Annotated in this window: 23 protein-coding genes; 15 read left to right on the top strand and 8 right to left on the bottom strand. The window is 71.3% G+C overall.

Annotated elements, in window-relative coordinates; all coding sequences use genetic code 11:
• A partial coding sequence (locus WH85_RS31965) for a superoxide dismutase [Ni] (protein ID WP_045745838.1) occupies positions 1 to 186 on the bottom strand: 186 nt, incomplete at its 3' end.
• A gap of 84 nt (positions 187 to 270) precedes the next feature.
• Between WH85_RS31965 and WH85_RS31970 the strand changes: the two genes are divergently transcribed.
• The 5 genes from WH85_RS31970 to WH85_RS31990 all read left to right on the top strand — a co-directional run bounded on the left by WH85_RS31970 (position 271) and on the right by WH85_RS31990 (position 6,351).
• On the top strand, positions 271 to 576 hold the full coding sequence (locus tag WH85_RS31970) for a S24/S26 family peptidase (protein ID WP_045745792.1): 306 nt from the start codon (positions 271 to 273) through the stop codon (positions 574 to 576).
• Between the two features lie 119 nt (positions 577 to 695).
• Positions 696 to 1,952 (top strand): NAD(P)-dependent malic enzyme, encoded by a 1,257-nt coding sequence (locus WH85_RS31975; RefSeq protein ID WP_045745793.1) that lies wholly within the window; start codon positions 696 to 698, stop codon positions 1,950 to 1,952.
• A 71-nt stretch (positions 1,953 to 2,023) separates the two neighbouring features.
• Positions 2,024 to 2,974 (top strand): zinc-binding dehydrogenase, encoded by a 951-nt coding sequence (locus WH85_RS31980; protein WP_045745794.1) that lies wholly within the window; start codon positions 2,024 to 2,026, stop codon positions 2,972 to 2,974.
• 204 nt (positions 2,975 to 3,178) lie between these two features.
• Positions 3,179 to 5,248 carry a phosphate acetyltransferase gene (gene pta, locus WH85_RS31985; RefSeq protein WP_045745795.1) on the top strand — a complete coding sequence of 690 codons (2,070 nt, stop codon included), beginning with the start codon at positions 3,179 to 3,181 and terminating at the stop codon, positions 5,246 to 5,248.
• Positions 5,245 to 6,351, top strand: a complete 1,107-nt coding sequence (locus WH85_RS31990) for an acetate/propionate family kinase (RefSeq protein WP_045745796.1) — start codon at positions 5,245 to 5,247, stop codon at positions 6,349 to 6,351. Before pta ends, WH85_RS31990 begins: the two co-directional genes overlap by 4 nt.
• Positions 6,352 to 6,463: 112 nt before the next feature.
• Here WH85_RS31990 and WH85_RS51800 read toward each other — a convergent pair whose 3' ends face one another.
• A complete protein-coding gene (locus WH85_RS51800) occupies positions 6,464 to 6,622 on the bottom strand; it encodes a hypothetical protein (protein WP_169792510.1) in 159 nt (52 codons plus the stop codon).
• A gap of 127 nt (positions 6,623 to 6,749) precedes the next feature.
• Here WH85_RS51800 and WH85_RS31995 point away from each other — a divergent pair, with 127 nt between their 5' ends.
• Entirely contained in the window at positions 6,750 to 7,622 is an 873-nt protein-coding gene (locus WH85_RS31995; protein ID WP_045745839.1) for an alpha/beta hydrolase family protein, read from the top strand.
• Between the two features lie 179 nt (positions 7,623 to 7,801).
• Here the strand turns inward: WH85_RS31995 and WH85_RS51805 are convergent, their stop codons facing one another.
• The 5 genes from WH85_RS51805 to WH85_RS32015 form a co-directional block, all read right to left on the bottom strand.
• Entirely contained in the window at positions 7,802 to 7,978 is a 177-nt protein-coding gene (locus tag WH85_RS51805; protein ID WP_169792511.1) for a DUF6104 family protein, read from the bottom strand.
• Positions 7,979 to 8,038: 60 nt separating this feature from the next.
• Positions 8,039 to 11,755 (bottom strand): multifunctional oxoglutarate decarboxylase/oxoglutarate dehydrogenase thiamine pyrophosphate-binding subunit/dihydrolipoyllysine-residue succinyltransferase subunit, encoded by a 3,717-nt coding sequence (locus WH85_RS32000; protein WP_045745797.1) that lies wholly within the window; start codon positions 11,753 to 11,755, stop codon positions 8,039 to 8,041.
• Positions 11,756 to 11,929: 174 nt separating this feature from the next.
• A complete protein-coding gene (locus tag WH85_RS32005; protein WP_045745798.1) occupies positions 11,930 to 12,730 on the bottom strand; it encodes an ABC transporter permease in 801 nt (266 codons plus the stop codon).
• A complete protein-coding gene (locus WH85_RS32010) occupies positions 12,727 to 13,644 on the bottom strand; it encodes an ABC transporter ATP-binding protein (protein WP_045745799.1) in 918 nt (305 codons plus the stop codon). The genes WH85_RS32005 and WH85_RS32010 overlap by 4 nt, the downstream gene beginning before the upstream one ends.
• 71 nt (positions 13,645 to 13,715) lie before the next feature.
• Positions 13,716 to 14,378 carry a hotdog family protein gene (locus WH85_RS32015; protein ID WP_045745800.1) on the bottom strand — a complete coding sequence of 221 codons (663 nt, stop codon included), beginning with the start codon at positions 14,376 to 14,378 and terminating at the stop codon, positions 13,716 to 13,718.
• 106 nt (positions 14,379 to 14,484) lie between these two features.
• Between WH85_RS32015 and WH85_RS32020 the strand changes: the two genes are divergently transcribed.
• The 9 genes from WH85_RS32020 (at position 14,485) to WH85_RS32060 (ending at position 25,548) form a co-directional block, all read left to right on the top strand.
• Complete coding sequence (locus WH85_RS32020) at positions 14,485 to 15,246, top strand: GNAT family N-acetyltransferase (protein WP_045745801.1); 762 nt, start codon at positions 14,485 to 14,487, stop codon at positions 15,244 to 15,246.
• Between the two features lie 5 nt (positions 15,247 to 15,251).
• Complete coding sequence (locus tag WH85_RS32025) at positions 15,252 to 16,013, top strand: lysophospholipid acyltransferase family protein (RefSeq protein ID WP_245674181.1); 762 nt, start codon at positions 15,252 to 15,254, stop codon at positions 16,011 to 16,013.
• 63 nt (positions 16,014 to 16,076) lie between these two features.
• Entirely contained in the window at positions 16,077 to 16,790 is a 714-nt protein-coding gene (locus tag WH85_RS32030; RefSeq protein WP_045745803.1) for a response regulator transcription factor, read from the top strand.
• A gap of 25 nt (positions 16,791 to 16,815) precedes the next feature.
• On the top strand, positions 16,816 to 18,360 hold the full coding sequence (locus WH85_RS32035) for a sensor histidine kinase (RefSeq protein ID WP_045745804.1): 1,545 nt from the start codon (positions 16,816 to 16,818) through the stop codon (positions 18,358 to 18,360).
• Positions 18,361 to 18,399: 39 nt separating this feature from the next.
• Entirely contained in the window at positions 18,400 to 19,977 is a 1,578-nt protein-coding gene (locus WH85_RS32040) for a S1C family serine protease (protein WP_045745805.1), read from the top strand.
• A gap of 235 nt (positions 19,978 to 20,212) precedes the next feature.
• Positions 20,213 to 23,392, top strand: a complete 3,180-nt coding sequence (locus WH85_RS32045; protein WP_052720966.1) for a cyclic nucleotide-binding protein — start codon at positions 20,213 to 20,215, stop codon at positions 23,390 to 23,392.
• A 3-nt stretch (positions 23,393 to 23,395) separates the two neighbouring features.
• On the top strand, positions 23,396 to 23,611 hold the full coding sequence (locus WH85_RS32050; protein ID WP_045745806.1) for a hypothetical protein: 216 nt from the start codon (positions 23,396 to 23,398) through the stop codon (positions 23,609 to 23,611).
• A gap of 30 nt (positions 23,612 to 23,641) precedes the next feature.
• Positions 23,642 to 24,496, top strand: coding sequence for a patatin-like phospholipase family protein (locus WH85_RS32055; RefSeq protein ID WP_045745807.1), 855 nt, complete (start codon positions 23,642 to 23,644; stop codon positions 24,494 to 24,496).
• A complete protein-coding gene (locus WH85_RS32060; RefSeq protein ID WP_045745808.1) occupies positions 24,496 to 25,548 on the top strand; it encodes a 1-acyl-sn-glycerol-3-phosphate acyltransferase in 1,053 nt (350 codons plus the stop codon). Before WH85_RS32055 ends, WH85_RS32060 begins: the two co-directional genes overlap by 1 nt.
• On the opposite strand, the gene WH85_RS32065 is transcribed toward WH85_RS32060, so the two are convergent.
• The gene (locus WH85_RS32065; RefSeq protein ID WP_045745809.1) at positions 25,527 to 26,342 is read right to left on the bottom strand and encodes a hypothetical protein; all 816 of its coding nucleotides are present in this window, start codon (positions 26,340 to 26,342) and stop codon (positions 25,527 to 25,529) included. The two genes, WH85_RS32060 and WH85_RS32065, sit on opposite strands and share 22 nt — an antisense overlap.
• Positions 26,343 to 26,436: the final 94 nt, after the last annotated feature.

Here is a 26,436-nt window from a genome sequence, read left to right on the forward strand (position 1 = left end):
GCGCTGCTCCTTGATCAGGATCGCCCGGGTGCGGAACTCGGGGTCGGTGTTCGCCTGGTACTTCTCGGCGATGGCCTTGATCGACTCGGCCTCGATCCGAGCCTGCGCCGGGTCGTAGACGCCACACGGCAGGTCGCAGTGGGCGCTGACCACGGTGCGCGGGGTGAGGAAACGCGGAAGTCGCATCAGGACTCCTCCATGAGATTTGCGATGATCCGGGTTGACAGTACCCCTTACATCCATGGGGTAACGCGACGGAGGCTTGATGCCTTGAGATGGCAATTACCGCTGTTCGCTGTGTCGGTGGAGGGTCCGTCGATGGTCCCGGCGCTCCGGCACGGCGACGCTCTCGTGGTGCTGCGCACCCCACGGGTAAGGACCGGCGACATCGTGGTGGCGCGTTTCTCCGGACTGCCCCGCCTGGTGGTCAAACGCGCGGTCCGGGAGCAGGACGGCGGCTGGTGGGTCGAGGGCGACAACACGTTCGCCTCGGACGACTCCCGTGTCTACGGGCCCGCCGACGTCGTTGGGCGGGTGTTGTTCCGCTACTACCCGCGTCCCTGGAAGCTAAGTTAGGCTCCAGTATCCCCAGCGCACACTCGTGCTGCGGTCGCTATCCCGGGTGATCCCCGCTCGCACCGCCCACTGGCGCATACTCGCGACCAGGTAGTGGCGGGTGCCACGTATCAACGACGATGCCGTGTGGAGTCACCGTGTCTTACTTCAGTTTCGAGCTCGACCCCGCCCTCGCCGCCGATCCGGTCTTCGACCTGCATCGGCACGGCAAGATGACGATGAGCTCGACCGTCCCGCTCGCCAGCCGGGACGACCTCTCCCTCGCCTACACCCCCGGCGTCGCCCGGGTCTGCGAGGCGATCGCCGAGGACGAGACCCTCTACCCCGATTACACCTGGACGGCCAACACCGTCGCCGTGATCACCGACGGCTCGGCCGTCCTCGGCCTGGGCAACATCGGCCCCAAGGCGGCGATGCCGGTGATGGAGGGCAAGTCCGTCCTGTTCAAGCAGTTCGGCGGGGTCGACTCGATCCCGATCTGCCTGGACACCCAGGACGTCGAAGGCATCATCGCCGCGGTCAAGGCCGTGGCGCCGTCCTTCGGGGGCATCAACCTCGAGGACATCAGCGCCCCGCGCTGCTTCGAGATCGAGCGCCGGCTCGACGCCGAGCTGGACATCCCGGTCTTCCACGACGACCAGCACGGCACCGCGGTGGTCACCCTCGCCGCGCTGCGCAACGCGGCCGCCCTCCAGGGCCGCCGGTTCGCCGACCTGCGAGTGGTGGTCAGCGGCGCCGGTGCCGCCGGTGTCGCGATCACGCAGACCCTCATCGCGGCCGGCATCCAGGGCGCCAACATGATCGTCTGTGACTCGCGGGGCATCATCCACGCCGAGCGCACCGACCTCACCCCGGTCAAGGCCGAGCTGGCCGCGACCACCAACATCTCCGGTCGCACCGGCGGGACCGCCGAGGCGCTGATCGGCGCGGACGTGCTCATCGGCGTCTCCGGCGGCAGCATCGCCGAGGACGCGCTGGCCGGGATGGCCCCCGAGGCGATCATCTTCGCGCTGGCCAACCCCACCCCGGAGGTCCTGCCGGTGATCGCCCACAAGTACGCGGCGATCGTGGCCACCGGCCGCAGCGACTTCCCCAACCAGATCAACAACGTGCTCGCGTTCCCGGGCATCTTCCGCGGCGCGCTCGACGTGCGGGCCCGCACCGTCACCGACCGGATGAAGGTGGCGGCCGCCGACGCGATCGCCGCCATCGTCGCCGACGACCTGCGTCCCGACGCGATCGTGCCGTCGCCGCTGGACCCGCGGGTCGGCCCGGCGGTCGCCGCGGCCGTCGCCGAGGCCGCGGTGCAGGACGGCGTGGCCCGCCGGACCACCGTCCCGGTCCCGGCGCAGGCCCAGGAGCCCCTGCCCGCTTGATCCGATCTGCCCCCGCTGCCCGGCCTTTCATCAGGGTCGGACAGCGGGGATCACGGCGTTAGGGTCGGAGGATGCGAGCCGCCTACGCCTCCGCCCTGCACCCGGACGAGCCCCTGCGCGGGCTGACCGTCGCCGATCTGCCCGAACCGCATGTGCCGGACGGCTGGGTGCCGGTCGACGTGCGGGCCTCCTCGCTCAACCACCACGACCTCTGGTCGCTCCGCGGCGTCGGCCTGCCCGCCGACCGGCTCCCGATGATCCTCGGCTGCGACGCCGCCGGCGTGGACCCGGACGGCGCCGAGGTCGTCGTCTTCCCGGTGGTCGAGGACAAGGCCGACCCGCGGGGCTACTCGCTCTTCTCCGAACGGCACCCGGGCACCATCGCGGAACGCCTGGCCGCGCCCCGGGAGAACCTGATCCCCAAACCGCCCGAGTTGTCCTTCGTGGAAGCGGCCTGCCTGCCGACGGCCTGGCTGACCGCGTACCACATGCTGGTCACCCGGGGCCGGATCGCGGACGCCTCGGCGGTGCTGGTCCAGGGCGCGGGCGGTGGCGTCTCCACGGCCGCGGTCGTGCTGGCCGCGGCCCTCGGCAAGCGGGTCTACGCCACCAGCCGGGACGCCGGGAAACGCGAGCGGATCGCGGCCCTCGGCGCCACCGCTGTCGAACCCGGTGCGCGCCTGGCGGAACGCGTCGACGTCGTCATCGAATCGGTCGGCGCACCCACCTTCGACCACTCGATGAAGTGCTCGGCGCCCGGTGCCCGCATCGTGGTCTGCGGCGCCACCGCCGGGCACCGGGCCGAGATCGACCTGCGCCGCGTCTTCGCCATGCAACTGGAGATCCTGGGCAGCAGCATGGGCACGGCCGCCGAACTCGCCGGCCTGCTCGAACTCTGCGCCACCCGCGGCGTCCGCCCGGTGATCGACACGACCGTCCCGTTCAGCGAGGTCGGGTCGGCGTTCGCCCGCCTCGCCTCCGGTGACGTCTTCGGCAAGGTCGCGGTGGACCATCAGGCGTGATTCTCACGCTTCCTCGGGCCGGTAGCCGGGGGTTCCGGGCCGCCGGCCGGAACGTGATTCACCCCTGGGCGAGGACAATGGTCCCCATTGATCGACAGACGTTTGTGTGCGGGCGGCCGTGCGAGGAGATCCCGTGATGCGGGTCATCGGCCGAACGGGACTTTCGACCCGGTCTCCACCCATCCCGGCCGGTAGTTTGAAGCCGTGGCACGCAGCGTTTACGTGGCGGGGTTGGCCCCGTCCGTCGGCAAGGGGACCGTGGCGCTCGGCATCGTCGAGCTGCTGTCCCGTCAGGTCGCCCGGGTCGCCGTCTTCCGGCCCCTGGTCTCCGGAGCGGGGCAGGATCCGATGCTCACGCTGTTGCGTGAGCGCTATCCCGGAACGATCGATTACGACGACTCCTACGGCGTCACGCACGCCGAGGCGTCCGCGCTGGTCGCCGACGGCCGTCGCGAGGAGCTGATCGGCCGGATCGTGGAGCGTTACCGCGAGGTCGAGCGGAAGAGCAGCGCCGTCGTGGTGATCGGCAGCGACTTCACCGACAAGCCCGAGGAGGGCCGCGGCGAGCTGCCCCGTGAGCTGGCGTTCAACGCCCGGCTGGCGACCGAGTTCGGCAGCGTGGTGATCCCGGTGGTCAACGGCGAGGGACGCACCGCGGAGGCGCTGGCCGCCACCGCGCGCAGCGCCTACCACTCGCTGACCGATCTCGGCGCGACCGTGGTCGCGGTGATCGCCAACCGGGTGACGGACGGCGAGAGCGCCGCGCCCGAGGGCCTGACCGTGCCGTTCTGGGCGATCCCGGACGTGCCGATGATCGCCGCGCCGACCGTCGGCGAGGTGGCCCAGGCTCTGGACGCCACCGTGATCAACGGGACGCCGGCCGCGCTCGAACGCGACGTCCTCGACTACGTGGTCGGCGCCGCGCAGGTCCCGACCGTGCTGGACCACCTGACCGACGGCGCCCTGCTGATCACCGCCGGCGACCGCGCCGACCTGCTGGTGGCGGCCAGCGCCGCGCACGCCGCCGGCAGCGTCACCCTGGCCGGCCTGGTGCTGACCCTCGGGGAGCCGGCCGACGAACGCGCGGTCCGGGTCATCGAACGCCTCAACACCGGCCTGGCCATGCTGGTCACCAAGGCCGACAGCTACCACACGATCGCCGGCGCCGCCAAGATCGAGGCGCAGCTCAGCACGCCCCGCAAGGTGGAGGCGGCCCTCGGTGTCTTCGAGGAGTCGGTGGACACCGCCGAGTTGATCCGCCTGCTGGACGTGTCCCGCTCCAGCCGGGTCACCCCGCTGATGTTCGAGAACGACCTGATCGACCGGGCCCGCGCCGACCGCCGGCACCTGGTCCTGCCGGAGGGCACCGAGGAGCGCATCCTGCGGGCCACCGAGACGCTGCTGCGCCGCGGCGTGACCGACCTGACCCTGCTCGGCGACCCGGACGAGATCCACCGGAGGGCCCGTGAGCTGGGCGTGGAGATCGGCGACGCCCGGCTGGTCGACCCGGCCACCAGCCCGCTGCGGGAGGACTTCGCCGCCCGGTACGCGGAGATCCGCAAGCACCGGGGTGTCAGCCTCGACCTGGCGTACGACGTGGTCCGCGACGTCAACTACTTCGGCACCCTGATGGTCGCCGCCGGACTGGCCGACGGCATGGTCTCCGGCGCCACCCACACCACGGCCGCCACCATCCGTCCCGCCTTCGAGATCATCAAGACGGTTCCGGACGTCTCGGTCGCGTCGAGCGTGTTCTTCATGCTGCTCGCCGACCGGGTCCTGGTCTACGGCGACTGCGCGGTCAACCCCGACCCGGACGCCGCGCAGCTGGCCGACATCGCGCTCTCCTCAGCACAGACCGCGGCCGCGTTCGGCATCGAACCGCGGGTGGCGATGCTGTCCTACTCGACCGGCAGCTCCGGCTCCGGCGCCGACGTCGACAAGGTCGCCGCGGCCACCGCCCTGGTCCGGGAACGCCGCCCCGACCTGCCGGTGGAGGGCCCGATCCAGTACGACGCGGCGATCGACCCGGCCGTCGCCGCCGCCAAACTGCCCGGCAGCGCGGTCGCCGGCAAGGCCACCGTCTTCGTCTTCCCCGACTTGAACACGGGCAACAACACGTACAAGGCCGTGCAGCGGTCGGCCAACGCCGTCGCGGTCGGCCCGGTCATGCAGGGCCTGCGGCGGCCGGTCAACGACCTGTCCCGCGGCGCCACGGTCAAGGACATCATCAACACGGTCGCGATCACGGCCATTCAGGCAGGAGCACGATGAGCCGGGTACTCGTTCTGAACTGCGGCTCGTCCTCGGTGCGCTACCGGCTGTTCGACGGGTCGCAGGTCCTGGCGAAAGGCCTGATCCAGCGGATCGGCGAGGACGGCGGTGACGCGGCCGACCACGAGGAGGCACTGCGGGACCTGATGGCGAAGGTCGACCTCAGCGATCTGACCGCGGTCGGCCACCGGGTGGTCCACGGCGGCGAGCGTTTCAACACCTCGACGGTGATCACCGATGAGGTGGCGGCCGCGATCGAGGAGTTGATCCCGCTTGCGCCGCTGCACAACCCGGCCGCGCTCACCGGCATCACGGTGGCCCGCAAACTGCTTCCCGACGTGCCGCAGGTGGCGGTCTTCGACACCGCGTTCCACTCGACGATCCCCGACGAGGGCGTGCTCTGGGCGCTGGACCTGCCGACCGCGAAGCAGTGGGGGATCCGGCGGTACGGATTCCACGGGACGTCGCACGCGTACGTGTCCCGGCAGACCGCAGCGGTGATCGGCAAGGACGTCGCCGACACCAACGTGATCACCCTGCACCTGGGCAACGGGGCGAGCGCGACAGCCGTCCAGGGCGGCCGCAGCGTGGCCACCTCGATGGGCATGACCCCGCTGAGCGGCCTGGTCATGGGCACCAGGTCCGGCGACGTCGACCCGAGCGTGATCTTCCACCTGCACCGCGTCGCGGGGTTGCCGCTCGACGAGATCGAGAACCTGCTGACCCGCCGGTCCGGCATGCTCGGGCTCTCCGGCCACAACGACATGCGTACGGTCGAGGAGCGGTACGAGGCCGGGGACGAACAGGCCGAGCTGGCCTTCGCCGTCTACGTCCGGCGGCTGCGGGAGTACATCGGGTCGTACCTGACCGTGCTCGGCCGGGTGGACGCGATCACCTTCACCGGCGGGGTGGGCGAGAACTCGCGGCACGTGCGGGCGGCGGCGCTCGCCGGGCTGGAGGCGCTCGGGATCGTGGTCGACCCGGAACGCAACCAGCGCAACGAGACGGTCATCTCCCCGGAGGGCTCGCCGATCACGGTCTGCGTGGTGCCGACCGAGGAGGAGTTGGAGATCGCCGAGGAGTCCCGGCGGGCGGTGCTCTGACCGGCCTCTTCTCAGCACCTGCTCAGAACTGTCGTCCGTGACTCCGGCGGCACTTCGCGGGCTGGTCTGCCCGGCAGCGACCTATGACGGACGGAACCTTCGGTCGACGTGCTCAGAGGACCAGGAAGGCGATCACGGCGATCACCACGACGGCGGCGACCACACCGCCGATGATGAGGGGCGCCTTGGACGGGGCCTTCGCCTCCGGGGTGTCCCGGGTGAAGGCCCGGAACGCTTCGGTGTTGCCAGCGGGGTCGACGTTGTCAGACATGCGCCTGACCCTAGCCAAGGGTTTCAAGGTTTGGCCACCGCGTGGCACCTGTTCGACGGACCCGCTGTGACGTCGGCTACCCGCCGCTACCAGGAACCTCTGATCAATAGGCGGCAGAATGGTCCGGGTGCATCGTCGTTCTGTTCTCACCCTCGCCATCGCCGCCGTCGCCGGCCTGAGTGCCTGCACCACGGAGTCGGAGAACACCGACGCCACCTCCGCGACGGCCGGCACCTCGTCGCCCGCGCCGGCCACCGGCGCGCCCCAGCAGACCTATCAGGTCACGACCCAGGAGTTGCAGCTCAGCCGCGGCACCGACCGGCCGCTGCCCACCAAGATCTGGCAGCCGGTCGGCGACGGCCAGTTCCCGATGATCTATTTCAGCCACGGGCTGACCTCCCAGCCTGACGACTACGCCGACCTGCTGAACGCCTGGGCCCAGGCCGGATTCGTGATCGCCGCCCCGAAATATCCGCACACCTGGAACCAGGCGACTGTCTACAACGCCGACGACGTGGTCAACCAGCCCGCCGACGGGCAGTTCGTGATCACCGAGGTGCTGAAGGCGTTGCCGGCCGCGATCAACACCGAGAAGATCGCCGCGGCGGGGCACTCGGCGGGCGCGATCACCACGGTCGGTCTCTTCACCAGCAGCCGCGACGAGCGCCTCAAGGCCGGCGTGCTGATCGCCGGCCGGCAGATGCCGTCGCCGGCGCCGTTCTCCGGCACTCCCGCGCCACTGCTGTTCGTCCAGGGCAAGCTCGACGAGACGGTCACCTACGAGGAGGCCTACGGGGCGTACAACCAGGTCACCTGGCCGAAGGCCTTCCTGGAGATCCCGAAGGGAACCCACCTGCCGCACCGCGACCAGCCCGCGGTGGTGGCATCGACGACCACCGACTTCTGGCGCTGGACGCTCTACGGCGACGAGGCCGCCAAGGCGAAGATGCCGGCGGACGCGTCGGCGGGCGGGGTCGCGGGACTCACCGAGGCTTTCTGACCACTTTCGGTCCGGCTCGGGTCCGTCGCTGGTTCCTGCCGGCGGCGGACACCGGGCCGTTTCGTTTTGTGGGGTACGACACCCGAACGGGCGAACCGGCTACCCGCATCTCCGCGGCCGACCCTGGTCAGCGCGGCCCGCCGCGGCCGGTCGTCCAGCGCAACGCCCGCGGGGAGTGGTTACTCCTCGTCCTCGTCGTCGCGGGCCAGCCAGGTGGCGAAACGCTCGATCGGAGTCTCGAACTCCGGGTTGGCGTCGACGAAGGTGCGGAGCTGGTCGGCCAGCCACTCGAGGGTCACGGTCTCCTCGCCGCGCCGCTCGATCAGCTCTTCGATGCCACGATCGGTGAAGTACATGCCCGGATACTAAGAGGGGGCGCCCCGCCGCAGCGGAGCACCCCCTCTAGGAACAGATCGTCACTGGCGCGGCAGCGACGCCTCGATCAGGGCCTGCTGCTCGGCATCGTGCATCTTGACCGAGCCGACCGCGGGAGCGGCCGCCGCCGGGCGGGAGATGCGGCGCAGCCGCACGCCCTCCAGGTGCTCGAGCAGGTTGAGCGCCACGAACGACCAGGCGCCCTGGTTGGCCGGCTCCTCCTGCACCCAGGCGAAGTCCTCGGCGTTCGGGTACTGCGCGAGGACCGCCTTGAGCTCCTCCACCGGCAGCGGGTAGATCTGCTCCATCCGGATGATCGCGGTGTCGGTGACACCACGGTCGGCCCGGGCCTGGAACAGGTCGTAGTAGACCTTGCCGGAGCAGAGCAGGACCCGCTTGACGGCGCCGGCGTCCAGCGGCTGGCCGTTGATCCCGGCGTCGCCGAGGATCGGCTGGAAGGTGCCCGTGGTGAAGTCCTCGACGGGGGAGACCGCGAGCTTGTGGCGCAGCAGGGACTTCGGCGAGAAGACGATCAGCGGCTTGCGCTTCGGGCTCAGGCCCTGGCGGCGCAGCAGGTGGAAGTAGTTCGCCGGGGTGGTCGGGTTCGCCACCCGCATGTTGTCCTGGGCGCAGAGCTGCAGGAAACGCTCGGGACGGCCGGACGAGTGGTCCGGTCCCTGGCCCTCCATGCCGTGCGGCAGGAGCAGCACCAGCGACGACTGCTGACCCCACTTGACCTCGCCGGACGAGATGAACTCGTCGACGATGGACTGGGCGCCGTTGACGAAGTCGCCGAACTGGGCCTCCCAGAGGACCAGCGCGTCCGGGTTCTCCACCGAGTAGCCGTACTCGAAGCCCATCGCCGCGTACTCGCTGAGCAGCGAGTCGTGCACGAAGAACCGGGCCTTGCCGGTGGCCAGCGTGGAGATCGGCAGGAAGTCCTTGCCGGTCTTGGCGTCCACGATCGCGGCGTGCCGGGAGACGAACGTGCCACGGCGGGAGTCCTGGCCGGCGAGCCGGACCGTGACGCCCTCGTTGAGCAGGGTGCCGAAGGCGATCAGCTCGCCGAAGCCCCAGTCGATGCCGCCGTCGGAGGACATCTTGGCGCGCTTGTCGAGCAGCTGCTGGACCCGCTTGTGCGGGGTGAAGCCCTCGGGCAGCTCGACGTGCGCCTGGCCGACCGCGCGGACGGCGGCCGCGTCGACGGCGGTCTGCGCGCCGGGCTCCGGCTCCTCGGAGATGATCCGCGGCCGGGGCGGGGAGCCCGCCGAGTCGCGGGTGGCCTTGAAGACGTCCTCGAGGCGGCCCTGGTAGTCGCGCAGCTGCTCCTCGGCCTCCTTCACGGTGATGTCCCCACGGCCGATCAGCTCCTCGGTGTAGAGCTTGCGGACGCTGCGCTTGGTGTCGATGATCTGGTACATCCGCGGGTTGGTCATCGAGGGGTCGTCGCCCTCGTTGTGACCGCGGCGGCGGTAGCAGATCATGTCGATGACGACGTCCTTGTTGAACGTCTGGCGGTACTCGAAGGCCAGCTTGGCGACCCGGACCACGGCCTCGGGGTCGTCACCGTTGACGTGGAAGATCGGCGCCTCGACCATCCGGGCGACGTCGGTCGAGTACATCGTCGACCGGCTGTACTCCGGGGCGGTGGTGAAGCCGACCTGGTTGTTGACGATGATGTGGACCGTGCCGCCGGTGCGGTAACCGCGCAGCTGCGACAGGTTGAGCGTCTCGGCGACCACACCCTGGCCGGCGAACGCGGCGTCACCGTGCACCAGGACCGGGAGCACGGTGTATCCGTGCAGGCCCAGGTCGAGGCGGTCCTGCTTGGCGCGGACGATGCCCTCGAGCACCGGGTCCACCGCCTCCAGGTGCGACGGGTTGGCGACGACGCTGACCGTGGTGGCGTGCTCGCCGTCCGGCGTGGTGTATTTGCCGGTCTGGCCGAGGTGGTACTTCACGTCGCCGGAGCCGTGGGCGGACTTGGGGTCCATCCAGCCCTCGAACTCGTTGAAGATCTTCTCGTACGGCTTGCCGACGATGTTGGTGAGCACGTTCAGCCGGCCGCGGTGCGCCATGCCGATCACCATCTCGTCCAGCCCCGCCTCGGCGGACGACTGGAGAACCACGTCGAGCAGCGGGATCAGCGACTCGCCGCCCTCGAGCGAGAACCGCTTCTGCCCGACGTACTTCGTCTGCAGGAAGGTCTCGAACGCCTCGGCCGCGTTGAGCCGGTGCAGGATGTGCTTCTGCTCGTCGGCGTCCGGCTTGGTGTACTTGACCTCGACCCGCTCCTGGAGCCAGTGGCGCTCCTCGGGGTCCTGGATGTGCATGTACTCGATGCCGACCCGGCGGCAGTAGCTGTCGCGCAGCACGCCGAGCACGTCGCGCAGCTTCATCTTCTGCTTGCCGGCGAAGCCGCCGACCGGGAAGCTGCGGTCCAGGTCCCACAGGGTCAGCCCGTGCTGGAGGACGTCCAGGTCGGGGTGCTTGCGGATGGTGAACTCGAGCGGGTCGGTGTCGGCCATCAGGTGGCCGCGGACGCGGTACGCGTGGATCAGCTCGACGACCCGGGCCGCCTTGTCGATCTGGCCCTCGGAGGTCCGGACCACGTCGCGCACCCAGCGGACCGGCTCGTACGGGATGCGCAGCGACGTGAAGATCTCGTCGTAGAAGCCGTGCTCGCCGAGCAGCAGCTCGTGCATCACCTTGAGGAACTCGCCGGACTGCGCGCCCTGGATGACCCGGTGGTCGTACGTGCTGGTCAGCGTGGTGACCTTGCTGACGCCGTGCTCGGTCAGCGTCTCGTCGCTCATGCCGGACCAGGGAGCGGGGTACTCCATCGCGCCGACGCCGATGATCGCGCTCTGCCCGTTCATCAGGCGGGGGATGGAGTGGACGGTGCCGATGCCGCCGGGGTTGGTCAGCGAGATGGTGGTGCCGGAGTAGTCGTCCATGGTCAGCTCGTTGCGGCGGGCGCGCCTGACGACGTCCTCGTACGCCTGCCAGAACTGACGGAAGTCCATCGTCTCGGTGTTCTTGATGGACGGCACGACCAGCGTGCGGGAGCCGTCCTTCTTCGCGAGGTCGATGGCGATGCCGAGGTTGATGTGCTCCGGCGCGACGAGTGCGGGCTTGCCGTCGATCTCGGCGAAGGAGTTGTTCATCTCCGGGTGCTTGCGGACCGCCTGGATCAGCGCCCAGCCGATGAGGTGGGTGAAGCTGACCTTGCCGCCGCGACCGCGGGAGAGGTGGTTGTTGACGACGATGCGGTTGTCGACCATCAGCTTGGCCGGGACCGAGCGCACCGACGTGGCGGTGGGCACCTCGAGCGAGGCCGACATGTTCTGCACGATCTTGGCCGCGACGCCGCGCAGGGTGGTGACCTTGGCGCCGTTCTCGGCGGGCTTGGCGGCGGGGGTCGCCTTGGCCGCGGGGGCGGCGGCGGGCTTGGCCGGGGCCGGCTTGGGGGCGGCGGGCGGCGGCGTCACCGGCTTGGGCGGGGCCACGGTGGACGCGGCGGGCGCGTCCGTGCCGGCCTTGGCGGCGCTCGCGGTCGCCGTGGCTGCCTTGGCCTCGTCCGGTGTAGCGATCGAGCCCTTGGCCATCGCCGGCTTGTAGTCGGCGAAGAAATCGTGCCAGGCGGGGTCGACGCTGGTCGGGTCGGCCAGGTATCGCTGGTACATCTCATCGACGATCCACTCGTTGGGACCGAAGTCCGCGAGCGGATTGTCCTGCGAAGTCTGCTGCGTCGACACTGCCGCGTTCGCCTCTTTCACCGTGTTTGTCATCACGTGACTGCTTCGTCACGCGGGACGAGTAGGAATCGGTGTCCAGGCTACGCCGTGCACGAGCGCTCTCCGTCCGGACGTCCGCTCTGTGGCGAACATACGGCTCAGGCCCCGGTCCCGCCGGGGTACGGGGTGGACCGCTCAGGAGATGTCGCGGCTCTTGGTGATCAAGGTCCCGACCAGGCCGGTCACCACCGCGTAGCCGATCAGCACGACGGCGCCGACCCACTGCGGCGGGCTGCCCGGCAGATCCGTGCCGGAGATCATCAGCTGGGACGCGGTCACCGGCACCAGCACCTGAAGGTTGCCGATCCACTCGGCGACGTTCTGGGTCAGCAGGAAGAAGACCAGCGTGATCGCCTGGGTGCCGATCACGTACAGCAGCGACAGGGTCAGAGCGGCGGCCATCTGGCTGCGGAGCAGTACCCCGCACCCGACGCCGAGCACCGCCCAGAGCAGGAAGGCGAGCAGGTTCAGGGCGATCGCCCGCCACACCGCCGTCTCGTCCAGCTGCGAGCCCAGCTCCATCGCGTCGAGCAGCAGCGGGACCAGGATCAGGTTCAGCGCGGTGAGCACCACCCAGACCACCGCGCCGGCGATCGCGGCCGCCGCGTACTTGGCCAGGATCACCTGCCCGCGACGAGGGCTGGTGAGGAAGGTGCTGGTCGCGGTCAGGTGGAAGAACTCGTTGGTCATCAGGATGGCGCCGATCAGCAGCACCATCAGGATCCCGAAGAACTGGCCGGTGGTGTAGAGATCGGAGGCGACGGCCACCGGGGTCGCGGCGTCATCGACGATGTCGCCGCCGGCCGGCGAGCTCCCGCGGTACTGGAACCAGTTGAACGCCAGGGAGAGGGCCCAGAGCGGCAGCAGGACGATCCCGAAGATCCACCAGAGCGAGGTGGTCCGGATCTTCAACAGTTCGGCGCGTACCAGGTTCATCGGATGTCCGCCTTCCCCGCGGTCAGTTCCAGGAAGACCTTCTCCAGGTCGGCGCGCTCACCGGTCAGCTCGTGCAGCTCGACCCCGGCCCGGAAGGCCGCGTTGCCGACCTGCGCCGGCTCCACCCCGGTCACCATCAGCGAGCCGTCGCTCTCCGGCTGGACGCCGGCGTTCAGCGCGGCCAGGGCGGCGGTCAACTCGGCCGGCTGCGGCGTGCGCACCCGGACCCGTGCCGTGCCCGCGCCGCCGAGCACGGCCTCCACCGGGCCCTGCTGGATCAGCCGGCCGGCCGCGACGATCACCACGTCGTCGGCGAGCAGCTGCATCTCGCCCAGCAGGTGGCTGGAGACCAGCACCGTGCGGCCCTCGGCGGCCAGGCCCTTGAGCAGGTCGCGCATCCAGCGGATGCCCTCCGGGTCGAGGCCGTTGGCCGGCTCGTCGAGGATCAGCACCCGCGGGTCGCCGAGCATCGCGGTGGCGATGCCGAGACGCTGGCGCATGCCGAGCGAGTAACCCTTGAACTTGCGCGTGGCGGCGGGCTCCAGACCGACCAGTTTCAGCACCTCGTCGACGCGGCTCTGCGGCAGGCCGGCCGCGGCGCAGACCACCCGCAGGTGATTGCGGCCGGTGCGCCCGCGGTGCGCGCTGGACGCCTCCAGGACGGCGCCGACCTGGCGGACCGGGTCGGTGAGGTCGACGTAGCGGCGGCCGCCGAAGGTGGCCGTGCCGGCCGTCGGGGCGACCAGCCCGAGCAGCATGCGCAGCGTGGTGGTCTTGCCGGCGCCGTTCGGGCCGAGGAAGCCGGTCACCCGGCCGGACCGCACCGAGAAGGAGAGGTCGTCGACCGCCTTGAGCTGTCTGTACTGCTTGGTGAGGCGCTCAACGACGATTTCCGCCGAGTCCGCTCCGCTCATCGTCTCGGCCCCTCGAACTCGGCTGAAGACACTGAAAGTACTTTCAGCGTCTACTGGAAGCGATCAACCTACTAGACCACCGCCAACCATGTGGCCCGGGCGACCGCGAGCCGCCGGCCGGACTCGTCGTACAGGGCGGTGCCGACCGTGGCCTTACGGCCGTCGACCTTCGACAACGCGCCGACGACCAGGCAGGACGAGCCGGGAGCGGGCAGCGCGTCGATCTCGGCGGCGATCCGGCCGAGCACGAACGTCCGGCCGTCGGACATCGCCGCCCAGCCGCCGGGGCAGTCCAGGGCGGCCCACATCGTCTCGGCGGACACCTGGTTCGGGACCGTCCACGGCGCCGCGGCCCGCCCGTCCGGCAGCGGGCCCGGGAAGATCCGCAGACCGTCCCCCTCGGCCCGCTCCGGACCGCACACGTAGCAGCCGGGGAACGGGTGCCGGGTGAATCCGGGGAACCGTTGCGAGGCGGCGTCCGCCTCCGCGCGCGTCACCGGGGGCACCCCGTCGCCAGCCGTCGCCGTCGGCGCCACCTCGGCGACCAGCCGGTCGCCGGCGTAGACCGCGCTGTCGCGCAGCTCGAGCACGGTGTCCAGCGGCGGTGGTACCCGCAGCGTCACCTGATAGGGCGGGCCACCGGGGCCGGCGCCCGCCGCGACCGCGAAGGCGCCCGCGCACCAGCCGCCGTTGCCGCTGCCGGGAGGTCCGTTGAAGCGAGCCGGAATCCGCATCCACCGACCTTCCCACAGGGCCCTCGCACACGCCGTTCATTCAGCTGTCACACATCGCCACCTGCCACGACATCCCATCGGCAGGTGTCGCCCTTACAAAAATCCCATGGCTGTTCTGATGACCGCCGCCGCACCCACCGGGACCAGCGGCTACTCCCTCCTCCTCGCCGACGACTCCGCTCTCGTCGAGGACGCGCAGCGACTGCGCCACGACGTCTTCGCCGGCGAACTCGGTGCCGACCTGACCGGCGCCCCGGCCGGCCTGGACGCCGACGAGTTCGACCAGTACTGCGACCACCTGATCGTCCGGGACGACGCCACCGGCGCGGTCGTCGGCACGTACCGGATGCTCCCGCCCCGCGCCGCCGAACTGGCCGGCCGCCGGTACGCCGACACCGAGTTCGACCTGAGCGCGCTGCGCCCGCTGCGCGACCACCTGGTCGAGATCGGCCGGTCGTGCGTGCACCCGGACCACCGCTCCGGCGCCGTGGTCAACCTGATGTGGGCCGGCATCGCCCGGTACCTGCACCTCAACAACCTGCGCTGGCTCGGCGGGTGCGCGTCGGTGCCGCTCGCCGACGGCGGTCACCTGGCCGCCGGCGTCCGGGCCCGGGTGCGGGCCAAGCACCTGTCGCCGCCGGCGCTGCGGGTCCGCCCGCGCCGTCCGTGGGAGGCGCCGGCCGGCGTCGTCGCCGACCCGAAGGTGACCGTGCCGCCACTGCTGCGCGGATACCTGCGACTGGGCAGCTGGGTCTGCGGCGACCCGGCCTACGACCCGGCGTTCGACTGCGCCGACTTCTACGTGCTGTTCTCGATGGACCGGCTGGACCCGCGGTACCGCCGGCACTTCCTGGGCGCGACGCGGTGACGGCGGTGCTCTGGCAGCCCGCCTCGGGGTGCGACGACCGCTGCCGGCCCGGCGGTCTCCCCGCCGCGGCCCGGGTGACCGTCCTGGTGCGGGTGACGGCGCTTCTCGGCGTACTCCTCGGCGGTGTCCTTCCGGCGGCGCTCCTGCGTGGCGCCGCCCTGCGTGGCCTGTGCCGCGCCCTGCTCGCGGTCCTCGGGGTCCGGATGCTCTGGCGCGGTCCCCGGCCGCGACCGGGCAGCCTGCTGGTCGCCAACCACGTCTCCTGGCTGGACATCGTGGCCCTGACCGCGATCCTGCCGGTACGCCTGGTGGCCAAGCACGACGTGCGGTCGTGGCCGGTGATCGGCGCGTTCGCCGGCCGGATCGGCTCGATGTTCGTGGACCGGACCCGTCCGCGGACGCTGCCCGGCACGGTGGCCGAGGCGGCCGGTGTCCTGCGGGACCGTCGTTCGGTGGTGGTCTTCCCGGAGGGCACCACCTTCTGCGGCGCCGAGCACGGGCGCTTCCGGCCGGCCTTCTTCCAGTCGGCGATCGACGCGGGCGCTCCGGTGGTGCCGGTCTCCATCCGGTACGACTCGGCCGAGGCCTGCTTCATCGGTGAGGACACTCTGTGGAGTTCGGTGCTGCGCATCGCCCGGATCCGGCAGTTGACGATCACGCTGGTCGCGGCCCCGGCGCTGCGCCCGGAACCGGGGGCGGACCGGCGGGTGCTGGCCCGGGCGGCGCAGGCCAGTCTGGGGGAGAGCGGGTATCGCCTGGCAGCGTGACCTCACAGACAATTTTCAGGAACTGCGCAGGCGAGCTGCAGCGGGTGGGGCAACAATGGCGGCATGGTCGCTCAAACCCAGCCCAAGCAGAGCGAGGCGAAGCTTCTCGTCGTGGAGGACGACGCGAACATCCTCGAGTTGCTCTCCGCCAGCCTGCGCTTCGCCGGGTTCGACGTCACGACGGCGACCAGCGGCAGCGCCGCTGTCAGCGCCGCGCGCAGTTCCGCCCCCGATCTGGTCGTCCTCGACGTGATGCTGCCCGACCTGGACGGCTTCGAGGTCATCCGGCTGATGCGTGAGGGGGGCCAGCGGACACCGGTGGTGTTCCTGACCGCCCGGGACGGCACCGACGACAAGATCCGGGGCCTGACGCTCGGCGGCGACGACTACGTGACGAAGCCGTTCAGCCTGGAGGAACTCACCGCCCGGATCCGGGCGGTGCTGCGCCGCACCAGCGCGAGCGACGAGCAGCCCTCCCGGCTCGTCTTCGCCGACCTGGAGCTCGACGAGGAGACGCACGAGGTCTACCGGGCCGGCAGCCGGGTGCAGCTCTCGCCGACCGAGTTCAAACTCCTGCGCTACCTGATGCTCAACGCCAACCGGGTGCTCTCCAAGGCGCAGATCCTCGACCACGTGTGGAAATACGATTTCCGCGGTGACGACAACATCGTCGAGTCGTACATCTCGTATCTGCGGCGAAAGGTCGACAACGTGCAGCCCCGGCTGATCCATACCCTCCGCGGTGTGGGTTACGTGCTGCGCAAACCAGCCGTCTAGGCCCGCCGTGACTCTTGCCGAGCGGGTGCGAGGATCGCTTCCGCGTCAACACAGCCTGCGCAAGATCTCGCTGCAGACCAAGCTGGTCGCCTCGGTCCTGGTGCTCGTGCTGGCGGCCCTGGCCCTGATCAGCGCGGCCAGCACCTATTTCCTGCACAACTACATGCTGACCCGGCTCGACTCGCAGCTGGTCGCGATGGCCCAGCACGCCGAGGACAAGCTCGCCCGCCGGACCTTCCGCCCGGTCTTCACCCCACCGGACTACGTCATCGCCTTCTCCGCGGTCAGTGGCGCCGCCGGGGTGATCACCCCGGGTGCCGGCGTGGAGAGCGAGGAGGTGCCGAGTCTGCTCAGCGGGGTCGAGACGATCGAGTCGCACCTCGGCAAGCCGTATTCGGCACGCGGCCAGGACGGCAAGTACATGTGGCGGATGCTCGTCGTCCGCCTCTCCGACGACACGGTCATGCACGTCGGCCAGCGGATGACCGGCATCGACGCGGTGATCGCCCGGCTGATCTGGGTGGACGTCCTGGTCGGCGTGGGCGTGCTGGTCGCGCTCGCCACCATCGGCGCGGCCCTGGTCCGGCAGAGCCTGATCCCGCTGATGCAGATCGAGCGCACCGCGGCCCGGATCGCGGCCGGCGACCTGGCGCAGCGGGTGCCCGACCCGGAGGAGGACGGCGGCGAGCCGACCACCGAGCTGGGCCGGCTCTCCAGCGCGCTGAACGCGATGCTCACCCAGATCGAGACGGCTTTCATCGCCCGCGCCTACTCCGAGCGGGCGGCCCGCGACGCGGCCGAGTCGGCGCAGCGCTCCGAGGCGCGCGCGGTGCAGTCCGAGGGCAAGATGCGGCAGTTCGTCGCGGACGCCTCGCACGAGCTGCGTACCCCGCTGACCACCATCCGCGGCTTCGCCGAGCTCTACCGGCAGGGTGCGGTCTCCGACCCGGCCGACGTGGCCCGGCTGGTCCGGCGGATCGAGGACGAGGCGGCCCGGATGGGTCTGCTCGTCGAGGACCTGCTGCTACTGGCCCGCCTCGACCGGGAACGCCCGATCGTGCTGGCACCGGTGGAGCTGCCGGTGCTGGCCATGGACGCGGTGCAGGCCGCGCAGGCGACCGCCCCGGACCGCGAGATCACCCTGGACGTCCGGGACGAACCGGAGCGGCTGGTGGCGTATGGCGACGACGCCCGGCTGCGCCAGGTGATCGGCAACCTGATGACCAATGCCCTGGTGCACACCCCGCCCGGCGCGGCCGTGACGTTGCGGGTGCACGCCGGGACCGGTGACACCGCCGTGGTCGAGGTGGAGGACAAGGGGCCGGGTCTCAGTCCGGAGCAGTCCCAGCACGTCTTCGAACGGTTCTATCGGGTGGACGGCGCGCGAACCCGCAACACCGAGCGGGAGGCGACGGGTACCGGGTTGGGACTGGCCATCGTCGCCGCGATCGTGCGGTCGCACAACGGCTCCGTCGAGGTGCTGAGCGATTCCGGCCGGGGTGCGACCTTCCGAGTCACGCTACCCACCGTAAAAGTGGATAAAGGGTTCACAGAAAACGTCCAGGACTAACACAGTTCGGTACGAGTGCGACGGGGCAGAGTTACCTACATGAACGAGAACGAGACCAACCCGCGGCCCGCGGACGCCGCCGCTGAGTTCACCAGCGCGGAGCGGGTGGAGTCTGAGCAGGCGACTCTTCAGCAGCCGCCGGTTGCCCCGCAGTCCGCCGCTCCCCAGTCCGCGGCACCCCGACAGGCGGGCGCCGAACACCCCTCGGCCCCGCACGCGCCGGTCGCCCACCCCGCGGCCCCGCAGAGCCCCTGGGCCCCGCAGCAGCCCACCCCGCCGGTCCAGTCCGCCGTTCCGGCCTGGCCGCAGCAGCCGGTCTCCGCTCAGCCTGACTACACCGCCCAGCAGCAGCTGCCCTACGGTCACCCGCACCAGGGTTACCAGGCCCCGCAGGGTTACGGGCAGGGCTACCCGGCCGACTACTCGCAGACGGCCTACGGCGCCTGGCAGGCAGCCGGCGGCGGCGGTCAGCAGCCCCCACTCGGCCCGCCGGCCTTCGGTCCGCCCCCGCCCGGCAACGGCAACCGTCGCGGCCGCAAGATCCTGCTGGCCGGTGCGGCCGCCCTGGTGCTCGCGCTGACCGCCGGTGGCGTCGGCGCCGCGACCGCGATCGCCCTCAACGACGGCGGCTCCCCCGCCAGCGTGCTGACCGGCAACTCCTCGGTCACCCGGGTGGTCGACCGTTCCTCGCTGGCCCAGATCGCCGCCGCCGTGCAGGACAGCGTCGTCTCGATCACCACCGACTCCGGTGAGGGCTCCGGCGTGGTGCTCTCCGCCGACGGCTACATCGTGACCAACAACCATGTGGTCTCCTCGGCGACGGGCGACACCGTCAACATCATCTTCGCGGACGGCACCAAGACGACCGCCACCGTCGTCGGCACCGACGCCCGCACCGACCTCGCGGTCGTCAAGGCGACCGGCGTCTCGGACCTGCAGGCCGCCACCTTCGGCGACAGCTCGCAGACCCAGGTCGGCGACACCGTGCTCGCCCTGGGCAGCCCGCTCGGCCTGGAGGGCTCGGTCACCGCCGGCATCATCAGCGCCAAGGACCGCACCATCCAGTCCAGCAGCGAGGAGGAGCAGCAGCAGGAGCAGCAGAGTCCGTTCGGCAGCCAGCAGCAACAGCAGCAGTCGAGCAGCACCACGATGACCGGCCTGCTGCAGACCGACGCGCCGATCAACCCGGGCAACTCCGGCGGTGCCCTGGTCAACACCAATGGCGAGGTGATCGGCATCAACTCGGCGATCGCCACCTCCGGCTCCAGCTCCGGCAACATCGGCCTCGGCTTCGCCATCCCGAGCAACAAGGCCAAGCAGGTCGCCGAGGCGCTCATGCAGGGCAAGAAGGTCAGCCACCCGGCTCTCGGCGTCAGCGTCGCCGACGCGGAGAACGGCGGGGCCCTGGTCCGCGAGGTCACCGAGAGCAGCGCCGCCGCCAAGGCCGGCCTGCAGCAGGGCGACGTGGTGACCAAGGTGGACGGCAAGGCCATCGACGAGTCGGACGATCTGGTGGCGGCCGTGCAGGCGGGCACCGTGGGCCAGAAGATGACGCTCACCTTCACCCGCAACGGCGCCGAGCAGACCGTCGACGTCACCCTGCAAGAGGCCCAGTAAAGCGAGCTTCACCAGCACAACCCTCCGCTGTACGGCGGGTGACGTGGCCCGGGGGTGGGCACGTCACCCGCCGTATTCCTATCTATGCCGCGATTCTGGACCTTCACGACCAACAGGCAGCTTTTGCCGTACGGGTCTCGCGTTTGCCCAGGCGACCGCCTAATCTCCATTCGCCGCGGGCGAACCATCCGGCGGTCGTCTTGTTTCGCTTCGGCGGAGTGAAAGGCCCCCTGAGTTGACCTATGTCGAGACCCGGACCAGTGTCTGGGAAGCCCTTGCCGGCCGGGCTCCCGGAGTCCCGTCCGGACCCGCGGACGCCGGGCTCTGGCACACGGTCGCCGATCGGCTCAATCCGGGCAGTGCCCGCCCGATCCTGCGGCCCGGCATCGAGGTCCGTCACCGGGCGTCGGTCCGTGGCGGGCGGTACGTCATGCTTCGCTCGCCGGACGACGGCGGCCGTTCGGCGTACCTGCGGCTGACCCCGGACGAATACCAGCTCGCCCTGATGATGGACGGTGTCACCACGGTGGCCCGCCTGGTGGCCGAGTTCGCCCGGATCGCCGGCCGGCTCGCCCCCGATCAGGTGCGCCGGGTGGTCGCCGACCTGGCGGCCAACCGGATGCTCGAGGAACTGCCGACCGACGCGTTCCGGCCGCTGCGCGAGATGGTCCGCGAGCCGCTGCCGAAACGGGTGGGCGAGTCGATCGCCGCCGCGGCCCGCGGCCGCCGGATGCTCTCCGTCCCGGTCGACGGGGTGGTGACCGCGCTCTATCGCACGCTCGGCCGGGTGCTGTTCAGCCGCGTCGGATTCGGGGTCGGCGTGCTGTTGTCGCTGGCCGGCCTGGTGCTTTTCGCTATCACGTGGCAGCAGGGGAGTGCATCACTCTTTCTGGTGGGTGACTCGTATCTACTCGGTGCAATCGTCCTCGTGTCACTCAACGTGGTCGTTCTGGCGTTGCACGAGTGCGGTCACGCACTGGCCGCCAAGCGTGTCGGCCGTGAGGTCCCGGTCGCCGGGCTGATGCTGCGGTTCGGCATCCCGTCGGTCTTCGTGGACACCACCGACGTCTGGATGGCCGGCCGCCGCGCCCGGATCGCGGTCACCCTGGCCGGCCCGGCCACCGCGGCCGGCCTGGCCGGTCTGGCGATGGTCACCGGTCTGGCCCTGCCCGCCGCCCAGCCGATCGCGTTCAAGCTGGCCTTCCTCTTCTACCTGCACACGTTCTTCAACCTGAGCCCGCTGCTGCCGCTGGACGGGCACTACCTGCTGATGGACTGGCTGGAGATCCCGGATCTGCGGGCCCGCGGTCTGTCCTGGCTCTCCGGCCGCCTGCGCCGCCGCGGCGCCCGCTGGCGCAGACTGGACCGCGAGGGCCGTCTGGTCGCGCTCTACGGCGTCCTCGCCCTGCTCTGGCTGGTCGTCGCCGCGGGCCTCGGCCACCGCCTCTGGACCGACCGGGTGCACGGCGTCGTGGTCGGCCTGTGGCATCAGGGCATCGCCTCGCAGCTGCTGCTCCTGGTGATCGTCGCGGGCGTCGTCGCCCCGCCGCTCTACTTCCTGCTCGGCCGGTTCGGGCGGACCTGGCGCCGCTGGCGGCAGATGGCCGCCGAACGCAACCGGGAGGCCGACCTGCCGCGCCGGCTGGCCGCGCTGCGCGCCTCCGAGGTCGGCGGTCTGCCCGAACAGGCCCTGGAGAACCTCGCGGCCCGGGCCCGCTGGACGCATCCGCCGACCGGCCGGCACCTGATCCCGGCCGGTGAGACACCGTCCGCGGTCTACCTGGTGGTCGAGGGCGCCCTGCACGGCCGCCGCCCCGGCGACCCGGGCGGCACCATCCGGCACCACGTCGGACCCGGTGGGATGGTCGGCCTGGCCGGCGCGCTCACCGGCCGCGCCGCCCAGCTCGACTGGCACACCGCGGGCGCGGTCCTGCTCGCCCTGCCCACCTCGACGGTCGCCACCGTGGTCGGGCCGATGCCCGGTCCGCCCCCGCAGGAACTGGCCGAGGCCGAGGCGCTGTTCGCCGACACCCCGGCACTGGCCGGCCTGGAGGAGGACCAGCGTCTCGCCCTGATCGCCACCGCCCACCCCGCCGACCTGGACGCCGGCGCGCCGGTGGTGCTGCACGGGCCGACCCACGCGGTGGTCGTCGAGGCCGGCGTCATCGCCATGCCGGACGGCATCGAACTGCGCCGCGGCACCCTCGTCGGCCCGGTCGGCGAGGGCAGCCCGGGCATGGTGGCACAGACCCGGACCCCGGTCCGGCTGTGGATCATCCCGGACGCGTCGAGCCTGCCGCCGCTGGTCGGGGCGTACGGGCCGGGCACCACGATGCCCACGGTCCGGCCCAGCACCCCCTCCCCGGCCCGGCCCGGCGCCACCCATCCGCCGCTGGCCGTGCCGCCCGGGCCGCCCGACGGCTCCGAGCAGTACGACGTGGACCACCACTTCGAACGCCGGATGTGGGGTTTCGTCTGCGCCCTGCTGCTGTTCGCGGCCGGCAGCGTGGCCCTCAACCTGCAGGCCGGCCCGGCGTGGGCGGAGATGCCCGGCGAACGGACCCTGCTCTCGGTCGACCAGGGCCGTGTCGCCGCCCGGATCGGCGACGAGACCGCGGCGCTGACGGCGGGGGACAGCCGCTATCTGACCGCCGGATCCGGGGTGGAGGTGCCGGCCGGCGGTTCGGCCCGGCTCACCTACCCCGGCGGCGCGGTGGTGCTGATCTGCGCCGGTTCCCGGGCCGAGGTCGGCACGGTCACCGTGCGGAGCGCCCGCGACTCGGCGGTGTCCGGCCGGCTGAGACTGGAGACCGGCCGGGTGCTCGCCGACACGAACAGCCCGAGCGGCGCGTTCCAGCCACTGGCGCTGACCGTCACGCAGGCCCAGGGTGACGTGGTCAGCACCGGCGGCGCCTGGTTCGCGGTCGACCCGTCCGCGGTGGTCGTCTCGTCCGGCACGGTGTCCGTTGCCGGCACCGCCAGCCCGCCCGCCGGCAGCGACCTGAGCTGCGGTGACGGCGTGGTGGTCGACCCGCCCGCGTCCGCGGAGCCGACCGCCCCGCCGGTCGAGGAGTCCTTTCCCGCCGAGCCCAGCGCGTCGGTCTCCCCGTCCGCGTCGGCGTCGGCGAGCCCGACGTCGGCGCCCGCGACCAGCACCACGTCGGCCACCACCGAGCCGGACGACGACCCGGAACCCACCGAGGACGAGCAGACCGAGACCACCACCCGCCCGACGACGCCGCCGACGACGCGACCCACGATCGTGGTGCCCACCCGGCCCAGCGCGACGTCCCCGCAACCGACGTCGGCCCAGCCCAGCGTGACGCCGACCCCGGAGGAGAGTTCCGAACCGGCCGATGACGAGACCGCATCGGGTTCCGCCGTTGCGGGAGCGCCGATCGCCCCGTCCAATTGAGGGATGCTGTGCTGGTTCTGCGCTGAGGGTGCCCGTGCCGTCTGCCGGTTCTGTGGACGCGGGGTGTGCGCCGAGCACGCCCGGTTCGGCCCGTACCTGTTGGAGGTGACCCGGTCGGTCCAGCGGGACCGGGCTGAGGCGCTCGTCGTCGAGGACGCGGTGCAGTGCGGCTCGTGCCGTCCCCGCCCGCAGCCGGTGGCCATGCCCGAGCTGGACTAGGCCTGGCCGGGGCGTGCGACGATGGGCCGCATGGTCGACGGTCCGGTGGCGTTCGTGCTCGGTGGCGGGGGCGTCCTCGGCGCGGTCGAGGTCGGCATGCTGCGGGCGCTGTTCCGGGCCGGGTTCCGCCCGGACGTCGTGGTCGGCACGTCGATCGGCGCGGTCAACGGCGCACTGGTCGCCGCGGATCCCAGTGAGGGGGTCACCGACCGGCTGGTCCGGCTCTGGACGTCACCGGAGGCGGCGGCGGTCTACGGCGACTCGATCGGGCGCCAGGTGCGCCGGTTCGCGGCCCGGACCCACCTGCACTCGCCCCGGCCGCTGCGGCGGCTGCTGGAGAGCGAGCTGGGTGAGGGCATCTCGTTCAGTGATCTGAAGGTCCCGTTCCACTGCTGCGCGGCGAGCATCGAACGGGCCGCCGAGCACTGGTTCGACAGTGGACCGCTGGTGGACGCGGTGCTCGCCTCGTCGGCGGTGCCCGGCCTGCTGCCCCCGATGGAGATCAACGGCGAGCATTACGTGGACGGCGGGATCGTCAACTCGATCCCGATCGGCGAGGCGGTCCGTCTCGGCGCCACGATGGTGTTCGTGCTGCAGGTGGGCCGGGTGGAGCGTCCGCTGGCGGTGCCCCGGCGGCCGTGGGAGGTGGCGCAGGTGGCGTTCGAGATCGCCCGGCGGCACCGGTTCGCCCGGGAACTCGCGTCACTGCCCGACGGCGTACGGGTGCACGTGCTGCCCAGCGGCGGCGGCGAGGGCCGCGACGACTCGCCCTGGGCGTACCGGGACATGGCGTCGGTGGGGCGCCGGATCAGCCGTGCCTACACCGCGTCCCGCCGCTACCTGAGTGCCAATGTCCATCCGCTGCCCCGGCCGGACGCGCGCTGATGGGGCTGCCCCCGGTCGCGGTCCGCCGCCTGGTCATCGCCCCGCTCGTGATCGTGCTCGCCGTCCTGCTGCTGACCACCCTGCCGATCTGGCTGCTGATCGCACTGGCGGTGTCACCGCTGATGCCCGGCCGTCTACGCGTACCCCGGCTGGTCTTTCTGGTCATCGTCTACCTGGTGTGGGACGCGGTGGCGCTGGTCGCGCTCGCCGTCCTCTGGGTGGCGTCCGGGTTCGGCAGCCGGATCCGCGGCCCGGGGTTCCAGCGGGCCCACTACGTGCTGACCGGCTGGTTCCTGCGCACGCTGTTCTGGTTCGCCCGCTGGTCGCTGCACCTGGAGATCGAGGTGGTCGGCACCGATCCGGACACCGCGGCACCCGGGCGTCCGGAGATCGTGGTGAGCCGCCACGCCGGTCCGGGCGACTCGTTCACGCTGATCCATTCGCTGGTCAACTGGTTCGAGCGGGAGCCGCGGATCGTGCTGAAGGCCGCCCTGCAGTGGGATCCGGCGGTGGACGTGCTGCTCAACCGGCTGCCCAACCGCTTCATCTCGCCGGGGCGGACCACCACCGACACGCTCGAGGAGCAGATCGGCGAGCTGGCCACCGGACTCGACCACAACGACGCCTTCGTGATCTTTCCGGAGGGCGGTAACTTCACGCCGCGCCGCCGGGTCAGCGCCATCGCCCGGCTGCGCGGCCGTGGCCTGCACGATCTCGCGGTGAAGGCGGAGAACCTGCGCAACCTGCTGCCGCCGAAACCGGGCGGGCTGCTGGCCGCGATCGACGCCGCGCCGGACGCCGGAGTCATCTTCGTGGCGCACACCGGTCTGGACCGGATGGTGACCGTCGCCGACGTCTGGCGCGAGCTGCCGATGGACAAGAAACTGGTGATGCGGTTCTGGAGTGTGCCTCCGGAGGAGGTGCCGGCCGGTGAGCAGGAGCGCATCGACTGGCTCTACGCCTGGTGGGCCGAGATCGACGCCTGGATCGACGAGAATCGGCCGGCACCCCGTCCGTTGTGGAGCAGGCGTCAGCCGCCCAGCGCGGTGTAGACGTTCTCCGGCGCCTCGACGATCGCCGACGCGGCCGGACGCTCGGCGGTCACCGGGTCGCCGTACCCGGTGTACAACGCCTCGATCGGCTCGGCCTGACGGCCCTCCACGGCGGGCAGCCGCAGCGTCAGCACGGACAGACGGCCCTGGTCGTCGAGACCGGCGGTGAACGGCACCCGCTGCGCGGCCGGGCCGTAGCCGTCGATGGTCACGCTGTCCAGGCCGGCGACGTTGGTCACCGAGGTCAGGTCGACGGTTCCGGCGTACTCGCGGACACCGGCGGCGTGCACGTCGGTGCTGGAGCCGAGCAGGTCGGCGGTGGCCACCGGGTCGATCCGCCCCGGGCGCAGGCCGACGTTGGCGCCGTCCGGCAGCCGGCTCATGTCCAGGTGCGTCCAGGTGGCGTCCTTGGTGATGCCGGGGATCTGTGCGTACAGGTCCTGGCCGATCAGCAGGGACTTCACGGTGAGGTCGGTGTTCGCGCCGGTGGCGCTGATGTCCGCGGTGCCCTTGCTGTTCGGGGCGTCGATCGCCGCGGTCAGCTTGAACCCGGCGCCGGCCGTGGTGGTCAGCTTGAAACTGGTGGTGCCGAGGGCCGCGGTCGCGTTGGAGAGTGCCTTGACCGCCTCCGGGTCGGCTGCCGACGAACTGGGCGCCGGTCCGGTCCCGGTGGACGGGCCGGCGGCGGACGTGCTGGTCGCGGGCTCGGCGGTGCCGTCGGTGGAGCATCCCGCCACAGCGAACGCGGCCGTCGCCACCGCGAGGCCGAGTCCGGCGAGTCGAGGTGTGCGCATGTTGGTCCCTCCTGCAGGCGCCGGCGGCTGGGGGTGACGCCGGTCGATCGACTGGAGTTCCCGGGAGAGGGAATTAGTAAACGGACACTCGGGG

Source organism: Actinoplanes rectilineatus (assembly GCF_000962825.1).
Taxonomy (GTDB): domain Bacteria; phylum Actinomycetota; class Actinomycetes; order Mycobacteriales; family Micromonosporaceae; genus Actinoplanes; species Actinoplanes rectilineatus.